Origin of the sequence: Dyadobacter luteus (assembly GCF_003383615.1) — a bacterium.
In the GTDB taxonomy this organism is placed as follows: Bacteria; Bacteroidota; Bacteroidia; order Cytophagales; family Spirosomataceae; genus Dyadobacter; species Dyadobacter luteus.
On record NZ_QNUL01000001.1, the window covers coordinates 567,954 to 583,464 of the forward strand.

The following is a 15,511-nucleotide window of genomic DNA, read 5'->3' on the forward strand; positions in this document are numbered from 1 at the left end:
ACCGTGACGGTAAGACGGGGGCGACCATGCAGAAAGACCAGCTGATCATGTTTACAAAAATACCTGACTTTGCATTTTTACAGCCAATGATGATGGCAATCTAGTCTGGCGCTATCTACTTCAATACTTTTACACCTGTCCTGTCAGTCAACATTTATTTGGACTGCTGGTAGATCATCGAAGTGCTCTTTGAGCCAATCATGCATTTGCGCAGCAGAAGTGTCTTGAAACTTTTCCAGACGCTCTCTGAAGAGGTATTCACAAGGCAGTAGGATCTTTTTACTATCCTAGTGCTGAATCAAAAAAGCCTCGTACTCCTGTTCGCTCATGCTAAGATACTTGATAACCATGCGCCGGTTCAGCATCAGATAATTGCTGATGTGCTGGACGGACAGACCTTCACGGTGCATTCGGTGGATTATGAAGTAAGCCATAAATTTGGATAAATACACATTTATAAATGCCGGGGTGGGTAAGCCGACAATTTAGGTGTAGAAAGCTTTGAGGTCATGCCCCAAAGCTTTTTATCTGGTGCATTTTTGTTGCCAATTATGGTGCATTGTTATTTACCGATTACAGTGCAAAGGTCGACTGAGGCACTAGCCCCCCGGATAGAAAAAAAGAATGGTTGGAGTTTCCGGTAGTGACTGGTTTAAGTCGAAGCTCTCACCCAAAGATTTGACCAGGCGTAATACAGGAATTTGCTCGCCTACCAGAAGGGGGCTCATATCTTATGGTACCAACGGTACTCCAGCTATCACTCTTACCGTATCGGTTCTACTGACCATATGTTGTGCAGGGCTAAATGTAGCCGGATTATTTACAGCTGCATGTAAATATTATTGCTCGCTGAACACGAACAGAAACAAATAATAAAAAGACTACCCAGTCTGGGCAAGAAAACTTTGAACAATCTGGCATTAAAAGTAGTCTTTCTTAATGCAAGCTACCCTTTATTCTCATTTCACAAATGCCAATTATAGCACTAACATCAAAATCAGTTTTTTAAATGTTAGTACAGTATATGAATATGGACGCGAATATCTCTCGACGAAGGGACAACAGAGACAAGCACTCGCTTCAGCTGGATGCAGGTTCTGTCATATAGAGCAGGCAACACACGAAATTCAAAAATCCGTCGAGAATAAGGGATATTTTATCATCAAAATGCGAGGGTGTAGATAGTGCTGATAACAAACCTGGCTAAGGAAGCATTGCTTACTGCGTAAGTCATCGTATATCATTCAGAACACAAAAGGACAGTGATGGATTTACTCACAAGAAAGTCACCTGCCATCTGAAGGATGCTGATAAGGCTAGTCCTCTATACTTCGATAGAGAAACTAAGCCTTTTAAGCTGAATTCGGCCTAAGAGTTCTGTTATCGAACCCAAAGTGTAAGAAACGCACTCTGCCCCTCCTGAGATTATGTTGTCTGATGGTTGTAAACCAGACTGAGACGGACTGTAGACCTTTGTACTTTAACCTATTGAGTATTTTAGTTCGGATTGCGTGCTGCCAAGTAACTTTTTTGAGTAAATACCCGGCCAAGCTCAATCGGCACAATAGGAGCCGGAGATTCTTCTTTTCTTTATGCCATAGGCTAACTGAGATTTTCTCCCCTCCCTACACCGGTTTGATATTCTTGTGAAAATATTTTCAAAAAAAGCACTCGAAAATAAGACAAGCCAACAGTGCCGCCACAGGCGGTATAACAAAACATCAAGGCCACTGAAGTACAACCCTTTGCATGCACCACTACAGCATAGATATTAATTATAGGTTACCCAGCTTTCACACCATTACAATTTAAGGTTGTAACTAATCCAGCGGGCCGATCTGGCAAGCGCGAGTAAAATCGCTCCATAAGCGGCTTTGCGAAATAGTTTAATAGTAATAATTCTATTCTATTCTATACTATTAATATCTAATAAATAATTTATCAAACCTTTATTTTTTTTATGAAATACTTTTTCATGATTGTTTTTGCCTTTTTTATTTATCAAAGTGCCTATTCTCAAAATAATGTGGGTATTAACACAGATACTCCTGACCAAAGCGCTGTTTTAGATATCCTCAGCACGCAAAAAGGGGTACTGATACCACGCATGAGCTTTGCGCAAAAAAACCTGATTTCGGCTCCCGCTAAGGGACTATTAATATACCAGATTGACGCAGCGGAGGGTTTTTATTTTTATAATGGTAGTGCTTGGCAAACACTGAATGGAGTCAACGGAGCTAACGGAGCCAATGGCCAGGGTTTTGCCAATGGTAGCGCTGCGGGACAACTCTATCTGACATCGGGTTCCAGCCCTTTCAGCCCTCAGGCTCCTGTATCAGTCACAGGTGATATCACTATTAACAATTCAGGCTCTACCACAATCACCAGCGGAGCTGTCAATACAACAAAACTTGCGAATGGTTCTGTAACAATACAGAAAATCAACGCGGCAGGTACAGCCAGCCCAACCACATTTCTGAGAGGAGACGGAGAATGGGCAGCTCCTGCGGCTGCAGGCGCATCGGCAAGCACTTTGTTTGCTAGACGTACTACGGATCTGCTGGTCGAATCAAACGCCTACCAAGACGTTGTTAGCATAAATTTGGAGGCAAATAAGACCTATTTGATTCAATCAAAAGTTTTAACGCAGAGAGCAGGAAGTGCCAGTGCAGATGTAAGTTGCCGGGTGAAATTCAGCACCAATGATGCAGTAAGCTTAATTGGAGGCGTCTATTATGGAACGGGATACAAAACAGGAACAAACTTTAGCTCCTCTGGAGGATTTGAATCCGATGGGGTCTCGGATAATCCGGCCACGCAAAGCGTAGGCGCAAAATATACCGTAGAAACGATAATTAAAACTGTAACAGCGGGTACATTCACAATTCAAGTCGCCAGAAAATCAAATAATACAACTAATAACTTTTATGTAAGGCCTATTTCCTATATCACCGCTTCTACCATCAGTGAGTAGACCAAAAGTTGCATAATATAAATTCTATTAAAAGTAACTCTGGAATACAAAACAGCATGAATAATATATCACTTCTGGCAGTTTTAGGAGTTGTGCTCCTTGCTACCGAGCAATCTAGTGCCCAGCATGCACTGACCAGCAACGGCGCGAAAATTATAATTACCAACTCTACCACCTTACATGTGAATGGCGATACCCGTCTGCTAAGTGGTAGTGAGCTTAAAAACAACGGAAACTTGTCTGTTTCCGGTAAGCTCACTAGTGAGCAGACCATGCAAGCAGGCTCTTTGGGAACCGTCAGGTTTAATGGCGTCACAACTCAGACAATAGATGGTAGCGAAACTTTTTTTACAAACAACATGGTAGTCGACAATCCTGGCGGCCTGCAGTTAAACAGTCCTTTAAGAGTAGATGGCAATTTATTGTTAACAAACGGAATCGTTACTACAAGCTCATCATCATCGCCACTGATTCTATCAGAATCCACAACTGTCGACGGAGCATCTGACAATAGCCATGTAAATGGATATGTGCAAAAGATGGGTGTGGGTCTGTTCAGCTACCCGGTTGGTAACGGCAGTAAATTTCAGCCTGTGGAGGTTAATTTGGATGAAAACGAGTCTGGGTTTCAGGTTAAATATTCTTCGGGTGATGCCGGAACGGCCAGCTTCACAACAACAGGGGCTTCCAATATTGCGCTGCAAAGCTACAATACGCAGGAATACTGGGACCTGCAACCGGTGAGTGCTGCAACGGGCCGCGTTACTGTGTTCTGGGACGCAACAAATAATGCTCCTATCACAACCTCTGAGAATCTAGGTGTTTTTCAAGTGGCCCACAAGACGCTTTCAGGCTGGCAAAACGAGGGATCTTCTCAGGTTACGGGAACCCTGCAGAGTGGATCAGTGACAAGCAAAACCATATCAGCCTGGAGCCCGTTCACACTGGGGGCAATTTCTCAAGCCGCTTTGCCGGTAACCTTAACTGATTTCAGTGCACGCCTTTCTGAAAACCAGATCGTAATTAACTGGATCACAACCCAAGAATCGAATGCGTCGCATTTTGAAATAGAAAGAAGTATCGATGCAAAACATTTTGATCTGATCGGAAAAGTCAACGCGGCAGGCAATTCCGGCTCATTGGCAAGTTATTCTCACATAGACAGTTTTAAGCCGGCCGCGGCAAAAACTGTTTACTACCGGCTGCGATCAGTTGATACTGATGGGAGTTTCAGTTATAGCCGGATTATCTCGGTTAAAATTGTTGATCAAGGCTTTACATCGTCTGTGTATCCCAATCCGGTGTTGAATAAAGAACCAATAATTGTTGAGTCCTCTGATCCTGCCGATCAGGTCATAATTTACAATGTGTTAGGGAGAAAGTTGCCCGTTACAACAAGGCATTTATCTGCCGGTAAGATTCAAATCAATACATCTGATCTTACTGACGGCATATATCTGATCCGCCTGGAGTCGGCAGGTAAAACAGTATACCACAGATTGATTGTTCTTTAAAAATTTCAGCAGGTGGTTTTTCAACAGAAGTTGTAACTGTCAAAAGCAATCCTGCAAAAAAACATCGTCCGGCCTTACCAAAGAGATATTCTTACCTTGGTAAGGCCGGACAAAAAAGGCAGACTTGTTTCGTGCTACTGCAGGGCCGGTAAGCAACTCATTATCCCGCTCCAAAGGTGCTGCTCTTACTGTAATTGTATTGGAGACGACTAAATGGTTATTTATATATTATTTGTTGATGAAATTTTCTACGGCCTTTTTTAGGGAACTTATTTCACTTGCCGATAATGATCTGACCACCTCCAATACTTTTTGTGAATGCGGTTTATAGTCTTTTAGAATTGGCAAAAGTTTTACTGCCATCCATGGATTCGACGTGGTCAGATCACTGGCCAATGTGTCATAAAACTGAGTTGAAAGTACTGGTATCGGCTGCATAGCAGTCAATATTGCCATTTTATCTGCTTCGTTTCTGGATCCGTAGGCTAATGCAAATTGATTTTGCAAATCATGTGCCTGCATGTTGAGCTTCGCTATTGCTTTGATACCGACGGATTGTATTATGCGGCTCACATCGGGCCCAACTGCATCTAGGACCAACTGTTCTATCTCTGGGCTTTGTTTAATCTTTCCCAGTCCGAACATTTCGAGAATGAAAGGCTGATATTTACCTTTATCAGCTTTCAGCAAGATTTTAAGCAGTCGCTCATTCGCTAATTGCCTGGCTGTGAGATCGGATAATTGCTCCTTTTCTCCTACATGAATCAGATGCCAGAGCGTATGTGTAGTGTACACTGCATCTTCTACAGCACCTTCTGCAATTTCTCGTTTGGTAGCCCCGCTCACTGCATCCACGCTAGCTTCCTGCTTTTCGTCTGTGAGATCATTTAGATCATACTCTCTTAAAATGGACCAGTCATCTGCAAGGATGGCCATCAATTTGGTATAGTCGAAATCATTAAAATTGCTGTGATCCGTTTTTGTTAGTGGCTCTTTGAACACTGTCAACCCAAAGAAGTCTCCTGTGCAATCCCAATAAATACCTACATCAATCGGCCGGCATTCGCCGGTAACACACACTTCGGTCGCCACCCGGCGATACCAGTAAATCAACCCGCTGCCATCCTTAATCTGTTGAATGGCAACGGACTGTTTCTTATCGTCAAGAATGGCGAAATTTCCCAGCTCAGAGCTAAGTTGTACAGCCTTTAAAGATTTACTCTGATAGTAGCTGATTTCAACCAGTTGCCCCATTACAGGAAAGAGTGCAGTGAGTATAAGCAGGTTTACCAGAATAATTAGTTTTGGCATAAAATTGCGCTTCAAAATGGTGGCAGTATTGCTAATTTACAACTCTATGCTTTTTCTTAAAGGAGTTGTTACACTTGGAAATGTCATTGCTGAGATGTGTTTTCTCCAGGCTTTTGGATCGTATCCGAATGACTTTTTCGTTGTCTCTGAGAGTTCTCTTCTGGCAAAATCCTTATAATTAAAGTGTAGGTCTGTCAAATAATCACAGAGTAATTCATGTCCTTTCTTTGATCCACAACGGCTTAATGCTGCAGCGATACTGATTTCAAGTGATCCCCTGTGAACTTGCCAGCGCACATCTTCATATTGTGTGGTTACGAAGCCTCCTATTTTTTTGTCTGTCAAAAGCTTCTCTAAACTGCTGATTAAAGTGTTACTCGGGTTTCGTTCAGCGTACATACATAAACTTAGAATCCGGTTGTGAAAAGGTATGAACTTAATATCAATTCTTCCATTGAAATAGCTGTCTTTCCGCGGCACCAATTCCCCCCCTGACACCGTATTGGCGAGTATATTTTCTACCAAGGCCGTCTCTGAATTACTTCCAGACATTGCCAAAAGCGCAATATTCTGGTTTATTCGCCAAAACAATCCTTCAAGTTTATTCTTTTCCCTTCCTCGGATGTCGTCATAGTCATCGATATAGCCCTTAGGATACCCATCCTGCTGCTCCTTTTGGAACATCGTATTCAGCTCAGCACCAATCAAGCTATTACCGGATGGATCTCCAAACCAGGCAAGCATTTTGGCGGTATATAGTTTTCCTTCTGTATTTGTGGTTTGCTCGAAACAATCTTTGAGGACCGGCAAAATAATTGATTTGTCTATTCTGCTACACTCATACATGTATTCCTCAGCCCCCGACTCGAGTTCTTTCACGCGCCGCTGTACTTCCTGTAAACTGGCTCTTTTATCACCTTCTTGCCTGTTCATATATCCTGCCGGGAAGTACTTCAGGGTAGCCCATTCTTTTTGTAAAGGGGTAATGTCATAATCCCGTGGCCGTATTTTCTTCCAGGCGAGATCGGCAGCAATCTGGCCAGTGAAGTAACCCAATACAAGCAAATCGGCGGTCATACGCGTGAATTGAAGTGCATTACGACTTTGCCCGAAACCACGGCCCGATATAAGTAGCCCATCCACCGATTTGGGAACGATAGAACGGTATGGTATCTCAATGGTGATATCGTTGGAATGAGGAAGCAAGAAACCACATTTGGAATATTCAGAGGATGCTACGTTGTGAGGATCAAAATCACTGCTGGCCAATACGAGCATATCCTTAAAATGACGCTTCTCTACACAGTCGATGAGATCAATATTATGAATAGCATCAATCCGTCTGGATTCTCTAACTGTCAGGAATGGGTGAAAGTCATAAAAGTGAGCTTCGTAATGAGAAATAAGGAAACCCCGCTGCTGTTCAGCTATTTTCCTATTGTCGAGTATATCGTAATCACGGTTTGTATGCGAGGGTAACTTCCCTACACCTCCCACATCCCATTGGCTGTAGTTTTGGGTGTATCCAATTCTTTCATCTCCTATTTGATACGAGGCTCCGGCGAAGGCAGCCACATCACCATCACCTGTAGCATCAATGGTAACCTCACCAAGCACGAGCTCTAACTGCCCATTCCGGCAAACTACCACACCTTTTACTGCGTTGTTTCTGGTGACTGCACCACACAAAATTGCTGAAGTGATAAACTGCCCCCCCTTGTCAAGGACAGATTTTAGATGGTAAATTTGTCTGCCTATTTTTTTTGTCATATTAGCTTCCTGAGCGACACGTTCTGCCTCTTCATTCTGCTTTTTAAAAAAGACATTATCCTTTACACCATGGTAGTAGCCCATCACCCCACCCATTGTTTTCGTTCCGCCTAGATCATTAAAATAGTCCACGACAATGGTGTCAGCCCCCTTTTCAACTGATCCCGCAGCTGAGAGCGCGCCGGCAGTACCACCACCTGCAACAACCACCTGTGTTTCGCTCTTTTTGCTGACCGCCTTCTCCCAGTCGAGCTTTACCTCGCGCAGCAATATGTTGAAGCCAGGTTCTTGTACTTCCTGAAAACGTATCTCAGATTCAGCAATTTTCTTTCCTGGTAGAACCAGATGTTGGCCTTTTGAACTGTTGGTGGTATATCTTACTGCCTTTATCTGATTTTGCGCATTCTTTTCAAGGCCGATAATCTTCGACGCGCTTAACTCTTCGCTCTCCCCGTGCAGAAAATAATGTCCTTTCAAACTTGTTGCAGGCAATTTTGGTTCTTCCAGAATCAGAGATGCTTCAAGTGCGTACTGGTGTATCTGGGCTTTTTCAAAGGCGGTACCCAAAGACTTTATTTTAGAACCCAGCTCGGTAGCGATCAAACGCGCCTTGTGCTCAATCTCCTCGAGCTTTGCGGTGTTAACGTCAAAATGATAATGCAGAAAAGCGTGGTCATCAGAAAGTTTACCAGGTTGTAGCATTACTGTATTATTATAAATTCCAAACCCTGAATCAACCTGAATCTGCCGAACGGTAGGATTTTGCACTCCCTGAAGTTCAAGCACGAAACCGGCCCTGCTTACTTTTGGAGACTTTCCAGATAAGTTTCTGCTAAAAAGAAGCTGGTCTGATGCATCTAAAAATGCTTTGCACCTGACTTCAAAAACACCTTGTTTGGTTGCAATTAAAACCCCGGTTACCTGACCTTTGTCCTCAAATAGTCCGCAGACATCGGTCATAAGTAACAAATCCACATTACCTAACAACAAATTGCGCACCATGCCCTTCCTCACACTCCCTTTAAAAAGAGCGATTTGATCCCCGAAGTGGCTTTTAGTTTCGCCGGTCGCCTTGGTGTTTTTAATTTCGGGTATTTCCTGTTCGGGTAGAAAAAGCGCTTTCAGATCAGGTCTGAGCTTATCAAAGCCTTCAGCCCCCATCCAAAGCTGGCTTTTGGCAGCCAGTTCATAACCGGGACTACTTCGTTTTTCAACGAGCAAAACTTTCTTTCCAGTTTTGGCTGCGTACAACGCCGCAAAATATCCCGAAAGTCCAGCGCCGTTGATTACAATATCGTAAACTCCGACAGGATTCTGTCCATCGAATTGGCGGCTTATTTCTGCAAAAGCCTGTTGATTTAATAATGAATTGGTGAGCAAAACTGCTCCAGTGGCAGGCATGCTATAGCTTAAAAATTTCCGTCTGTTCATCGTCTGTCATTGGGTTAGGTCAGGGTCTTAGGAATATTGAAGTATTTCGGCCATGTAGACTATAACACACCGAAACTTGATTTGGCGCTCATAGGATTCTAAACAATCCCTATCTGCCTACTTTATTTTACTAAATTCCCGATTCATAATAGCAAGTGTTTTGTCATAACGAACGCGAACATTTCTCATCGCTGATTCAACCTGCTTCAAGGCTGCATCATAGTTATCGGTAATGCGCATGAGTTGTTCTGTAATCTGCTGCCCGGTTGTTTCTTCAATTTCGAAGGTCCAGTCTTTCAAACCCAAATCGTAGTACATCTGGCCTTTGATAGTGTCCTGGGGTTGTCTCAAATAGAAACAGGGGGTTCCATTAGCGGCAGCAATAATTGGTGAATGGCACTCATAACTTATAACGGTATGTGCTTTTGCATACAAAGATGCCGCCTCATCGGGTAACCAGTAGTCATGTTTCACCACAAAAGGCTTCACATCCTCGGCAAGAGGATCAATAAGTAACTCGTCCATTACATCGACCTGATAGGTCATTTCAGGACACACCACTACTTTGTTTTTGGTTTTGCGAACCCATGCCGTTAAAGCTTCTCTTGCTTTTGCATGATCCGCTTCCTTCCATTTGTAATTCAGCTCATCCACCTCGCGTATTTGCTCAATACTCCAACCGGCCTTATTAGGTCGTATTTTGTAGTAAGGGGTTTTTCTCAAGCGAGGAATGACGCAGATGAATTTCCTGTCTGTAAGATCATTGTCCTGCATAAACTTCGCCGCCCTCTCCTTGTCGTGAATATCCATGGCAAAAGTGGCGTCAGGGGCAAAAGCGATGTGATTTCCCGACAACCCTTTTTCTTTCAATTTCTGGATTGACGCAGTTTCCCGTGTAAAAATGAAAGAAGCGTTTTGAATAATCCTTTTTAAATCCGGGCTTATATCCTGAATGGTTACACCAAAAATCCCAAATGGTTTTTGTGTCTGCTTTTGCCAGCTGTCAAGGTAGTCGGCAGCGACCACAGATGGCCCCGAGCCATGAAGAAGAAAATCCGCGTTTGCAAAAGCGTTTTTAACTTCCTCTGTTTGAGGTACCCTTTCCTTATCTACAGCACCGTGAATAATTTGTAAATCCGGATAGTGCTTTTTTATCAGGCCTTCTGAAAGTTCCCCTTTGCTCTTTTTCCATAGTATCAGTTTAGCGTCAGGCAGCCTTTTCTTAAGGATCGCAATTAAACCTGGTGTATGGGCTATATCACCAATGTTTACATCCTGCCAACCGGAGACAAAAAGAATGGTTGGATCAGATTTGGCGTAGGCCATTTTCTCAAACATAAATGTAGCCGCCGTCATGCCCCCCGCGTTTCTGATAAAGTCTCTTCTTGATTGATTTCTAGCCATAAATTATTGATTGTTGGTACAAATGACACGTTGCCTGCTTATCATGGGTAACCAGCATTCTGTTCGAACTTAGCGCCTACATTCGCATCGATTACCTTTTGTGGTATGGGCCAAAACCTGTTGAATTCCTGAATCGTTTTGCCCGACGATGGACCATTTGCTACCGAAGGGGCTGAGTTGTATTTTCTTACGCGATCGACAAGTCTTCCCATGCGAATAAGTGTACGTAGTCTTGGCTCTTCTACAATCAGTTCGCGGGCCCTTTCGTCTAGTATAAAGTCTTCGCTTACATCTGAAGGAGTAATTAACCTGGCCTTTGCCCGCTCTCTTATCACATTTATATCGCCTGCCGCCAGATCCATATTTCCTTTTCTGTAGTAAGCTTCAGCCCTGAGCAAATAGGTTTCCGCAACCCGCATCCGGCTAAAATCTTTGACTGAATTACCGCTTAGGTTATTATTACCTAATGGTGTACCTTCTATTTTCCTGAAATAAGGGTAATATTCTCTGAGCGTATCCAATTTGACAGTCGAGTTGCTACCATCATTTTTCAACACATACAAAGCCCCGTCAGCTCCCTTCCTCGTCACGATGGGTTTCCCAAAATATTCTTTATCCGCAGGGTTGTTGTAATAGAAGGTTCTGCGAATATTGTATTGCGAGTTACGTATGTCTTTGGAATCCAATTTCCAGATATCATATTTAAGGTAATTCGTAGGTGAGTTGACCCCAATTCCTCTCCCAAGGCTATCTGAAGGAAGATTTGGCTGACCATTCGGAGATTTGATACGGTCGTATTCACATCCCCAATAACGGATGCTGTTGTTGGCGGAAGACGCTGAGAAACTGCCCCCAGGCGTAAAGTTTTCAAACTGCCATGCCCACATTACCTCTTTGTTTCCGGCAGATCTATTAACTTGCCCGTCAGCAAAAATGTCCGAGAAAACATCGCCTGGTCTTGCGCTTGCCGCACCGAAGCGGGATCTCATGATCTCATAATCGCCGGCTTCTTTGTTGATCACTTTTGAGGCAGCTGATATTGATTTATCGTAAAAGGTAGCGTCCTTTTTTTCCATGCCTAATGATATGTAGACCTCACTGAGCAGGTGATACGCAGCCGCGCGCGGGATTCTTCCATCAACTACAGCCATCGGGAGTAGCTCGGAAGCCATTTCCAGATCCTGAGCGATAAATTCCAGTACTTCAGCTCTGGTGTTCCTGGTAAAATCAAAACGCGGTTCAATGACTCGTTCTTTTACTAGGGGGACACCCCCATAAATATTGACCAGAAAATTGTAGGTATAAGCCCTGAAAAAAAGTGCTTGTCCCTTGATGTTCTTCCGGGCCTCGTCGGGGATATTTAATGTTGGGTCATCAATATTTTCTAGTACAAGGTTGGTTTTTACGATCATCTCTTTGTAGGCCCAATCCCAATAAAGGATGGCAGCATCCAGGCTGGAATTTAAAAGACTATAATCTTTGTTTCCCCGAGAATCGTTTCTCCCCCACTGTGTCAGATCAGTTGCTACTGTCATATACTCAAAGTTATTGGATCCGATAATGTGCTCCTTTCTGGATGCTTGGTAAATGGACACAACAGCAGCGTCATAACCTGCTGCATTGGTAAGTAGGTTTTCTGGACTGAATCTATCCAAAGGCACTTCATCCAGATAAGATTCTTTACACGAGCTGGTTAGCGACAGCACACAGGCTGTCATTAAAATATTGATGTATCTTTTTGTCATGATCTCAAAGGTTTAGAACGAAACATTAATACCAGCTACAAAAGTCTTCATAAGTGGCCCGTTGTTGCCCGGGTCTCTGCCTCCTGCGCCAAATTCAGGATCCCACCCTTTCCATTTTGTCCAGGTTACCAGGTTTTTGGCACTCAAATACATTTGCAGGGTGCTGATTCGCAGAGATTTTATTATTTTCTCGGGAAGGGAGTAGGCCAAAGAAACGTCCTGCAATCTTACGAAGCTCCGACTTTCATAAAATCCATAGCCAAGGGGATTACGGTAGTTGATCCTCGGATGTGTATTGATGGGATTCGCCGGTGTCCAATAGGGTACATCTAAAAAATTCGCCTGATCATAGAAACTTGATCCAGGGTTAATTAAAGGAATAGGACTGTATCCGCCCTGGACAATATTGAATGTAGAGGTTAGACTTAATCCACTATATGCAAAAATGTTAGTGATGCCCAGATGATACTTTCTTTGGTTATTATTCACCACCGTTCTGTCATCAGGAGTTATTTTACCATCAGGTACTCCGTCCGGCCCGCTTATATCTTTGAATCTGATATCGCCCGCTTTTGCTCCGGGTATCAGTGATAAATCAGCCCCTTCCTGAAAAATTCCATCGAAAACATAATCGAAGTTCGCCCCTAACGGATGTCCGATAAACCATTTACTGGCGATATCATCATCTTCGCGTCCATCGTTGTTCAAATCCCGGCCAGTCAGTTTCACAATTTTGTTTCGATTGAAAGAGAAAGCCAAGCTTGTGTTCCAGTTGAAGCCCCCCTTCATGATATTGACGGTCTTCAAGTCGACTTCCATTCCATGATTTTTAGTCTCACCTATATTTCTCAGAAATTTTTCAAATCCATTGGTATTTGGAATCGTTTGCTCCAAAAGCAGATCAAATGTGTTGGTACGGTAATAATTCACTGATAAATTAACCCTGTTGGAAAAGGCTTGTATATCGGTTCCGAAATTGAAGCTTTCCGAGGTTTCCCAGCCCAGGTTCGGATTTGCAAGGCTGGCAGTACTCAACCCCACAGATGTTGCACCGCCATCACCAAATACATAATTGTTCTGTTCGATCTTGCTAAGGGAAGAATATTCATCGACTCCACGATTGCCATTCCTACCCCATGATGCCCTTAGTTTCAAAAAGTTGAGTTCCCGCACATCGCTAAGAAAAGACTCTTCGCTAACATTCCAGCTCAATGCAGCAGCTGGGAATGTACCATATTTATTGCCCTTGCCGAATGCAGAGTATCCATCTCTGCGCACACTGAGTGTCATAAAATATTTCTTCGATATTGTATAGCCTAAGCGCGCCATACTTGAATTTTGTGTGGATCTGGCAGCACCTGTATCAATATTATGGCTCTCACCTATTTCCAGGGCATTGTAGCCAAGAGCATCATTAAATATATTCTGACTGGAAAGAAGAGAAAACTGGTTTTTGAATTCATAAGCGCCGTAAAGCACCGTCAGATCTACGGCCTGATTTTGAGTAAGCTGGTGCTTAAATGTCAGGATATTTTCAAATGTAAAGTTCTGGGTTTCTCCCTGCCGCTTCGATCCTGATCCTAGCCGGTTGAGCGGCGCGTAGGAACGATTGTAAACAAAAAGTTTAGAATCGGTACGAGTATATCCTGCATTTAATTTATAAGAGAGCCCTTTCCAAATCGAGACGTCTGCATAAGCATTGGAGAACAGCACATTGGTAATTGAGTTTCTTGTATTCAGTATGTTACCCAAAAGCGGATTGCTGACCAGACCAAGATCCTGAGGCAAAGGCCTTGGAGATGTTCCGTCTTCAAGATACAGGCTTGCAAAAGGACTCAGGTAAGTTGTTGCTACCAGGTCAGCGCGAACGCCAGAATCGTCTCTGGAAGTAAACCCTGAGTTGACCCCTATCTTCAGCCAGTCTGTTGCCTGTACTCCCAGGTTCATTCTACTTGATATCCTGCTAAAATTATCACCTCTGATGGGAGATTTTGATTTCATATATCCACCAGAAAAGAAGTAATTAACCTTGTCCGTTTTCCCGGCAACACTCAATTCATAGTTGCTCATCGGAGCCTTTTGTCTTACCTCCTCAAAAGGATCTATACTTCTGCCTGCCGCAATGTTCGCCAGTTCGATCGGTTGAAAAGGAACTGGTCCTCCTTCTGCAACTTCGGCATCTTTACGGGCAGCCAGGTATTTCTCCGGAGATAGTTGTTTAGGCAAAAATGCATAGTCAGATGAGCCAATGTAAGTATTGAAAGCAAACGTGGGTTTTCCTGTTTTCCCCTTTTTGGTAGTTATCTCGATAACTCCATTGGCTGCGAGCGAACCATATATCGCTGTCGAACTTGCATCCTTCAGTATATCTATAGATTCAATATCATTAGGATTAATGTCGGCAAGGTTTCCACCAGCATAGATTACTCCATCCAAGACAATCAAAGGGGAATTGCTGGCGGATATAGAGTTGATCCCGCGAATATTGATGGATCCTGCCTGACCAGGTCTTCCATTGTCGTTAACCTGAACACCGGCTGTGGTACCACGCAACATTTGCGATGCGTTGGTATTGGGTTGTAAGCGGGTATCTTCCACGCTTACACTTGCAACAGCTCCGGTTAGGTCCTTTTTTCTTGCAGTCCCATATCCTACCACCACCAATTCGTCCAGCGACTTCGTGTCAGTTTTTAGTGTTACGTCGATTTGTGACTTACTGTCGATTTCAATCTCCTGAGGTATATAACCCACAAACGAAAAAGTCATATGCGTCGCCCCTTCCGAAACATCCAGAGAATATTCTCCACTGATTCCGGTGACCGTACCCGTCTGGGTTCCCTTTATAACAATACTTACCCCGGGAAGCCCGCTGCCAGTTTCATCCGTAACTGTACCATTAATAGTCCTGGCTTCCTTGTTAATGGCTTTTTCTTGCTTTGGGTTTCCTGTCTCCTGCTTTGATTTATCTTCCACCCTTGGCTTTGTGAGAATAATCTGCCGGCCAACAAGACTGTATTGAATTGAAATTGGATCCAACAAAGTCTCAAGTATCAGGGCTACACTTTTATTGGTCGCATTCATGGTGATTTCATTATGGACCGGAACAACCTGAGGGCTATAGGAAAATTTAACATCGGCTTGCTTTTCGATTAAATGTAGAACATTACGCAGGCTTTTTTCTCTAACGGTAATGGTTATACTTTTATTTAGCAACTCCTGGCCGATAGCAATGTTGGCACAGGCAGAGTGTACTAATAAAATCACGAGCAGCACGTGTAAACACATGGCTTTGATCACACTGGTGATACTGATAGTTGCACTTTTTTTCATCATCGTCTTCTGTTATGGTCAGAGTTTAGGCA

The 15,511-nt window shown here is 43.4% G+C and carries 8 protein-coding genes; 3 read left to right on the forward strand and 5 right to left on the reverse strand.

Annotated elements, in window-relative coordinates; translation table 11 throughout:
- Positions 1-939: 939 nt before the first annotated feature.
- The 3 genes from DSL64_RS29470 (at position 940) to DSL64_RS02275 (ending at position 4,488) form a co-directional block, all read left to right on the forward strand.
- On the forward strand, positions 940-1,185 hold the full coding sequence (locus DSL64_RS29470; protein ID WP_115829006.1) for a DUF2024 family protein: 246 nt from the start codon (positions 940-942) through the stop codon (positions 1,183-1,185).
- 775 nt (positions 1,186-1,960) lie between these two features.
- The gene (locus tag DSL64_RS02270; protein WP_115829007.1) at positions 1,961-2,974 is read left to right on the forward strand and encodes a phage tail-like protein; all 1,014 of its coding nucleotides are present in this window, start codon (positions 1,961-1,963) and stop codon (positions 2,972-2,974) included.
- 56 nt (positions 2,975-3,030) lie between these two features.
- On the forward strand, positions 3,031-4,488 hold the full coding sequence (locus DSL64_RS02275; RefSeq protein ID WP_115829008.1) for a T9SS type A sorting domain-containing protein: 1,458 nt from the start codon (positions 3,031-3,033) through the stop codon (positions 4,486-4,488).
- Positions 4,489-4,716: 228 nt separating this feature from the next.
- On the opposite strand, the gene DSL64_RS02280 is transcribed toward DSL64_RS02275, so the two are convergent.
- The 5 genes from DSL64_RS02280 to DSL64_RS02300 form a co-directional block, all read right to left on the reverse strand.
- Positions 4,717-5,799 (reverse strand): hypothetical protein, encoded by a 1,083-nt coding sequence (locus DSL64_RS02280; protein ID WP_115829009.1) that lies wholly within the window; start codon positions 5,797-5,799, stop codon positions 4,717-4,719.
- Between the two features lie 36 nt (positions 5,800-5,835).
- Positions 5,836-9,000 (reverse strand): FAD-dependent oxidoreductase, encoded by a 3,165-nt coding sequence (locus DSL64_RS02285; protein WP_115829010.1) that lies wholly within the window; start codon positions 8,998-9,000, stop codon positions 5,836-5,838.
- A 117-nt stretch (positions 9,001-9,117) separates the two neighbouring features.
- Complete coding sequence (locus DSL64_RS02290) at positions 9,118-10,404, reverse strand: polysaccharide pyruvyl transferase family protein (protein WP_115829011.1); 1,287 nt, start codon at positions 10,402-10,404, stop codon at positions 9,118-9,120.
- Positions 10,405-10,445: 41 nt separating this feature from the next.
- Positions 10,446-12,149: a RagB/SusD family nutrient uptake outer membrane protein gene (locus tag DSL64_RS02295; protein WP_115829012.1), complete on the reverse strand. Its 1,704-nt coding sequence runs from the start codon at positions 12,147-12,149 to the stop codon at positions 10,446-10,448.
- A gap of 12 nt (positions 12,150-12,161) precedes the next feature.
- Positions 12,162-15,482: a TonB-dependent receptor gene (locus DSL64_RS02300; RefSeq protein ID WP_229216920.1), complete on the reverse strand. Its 3,321-nt coding sequence runs from the start codon at positions 15,480-15,482 to the stop codon at positions 12,162-12,164.
- Positions 15,483-15,511 lie beyond the last annotated feature (29 nt).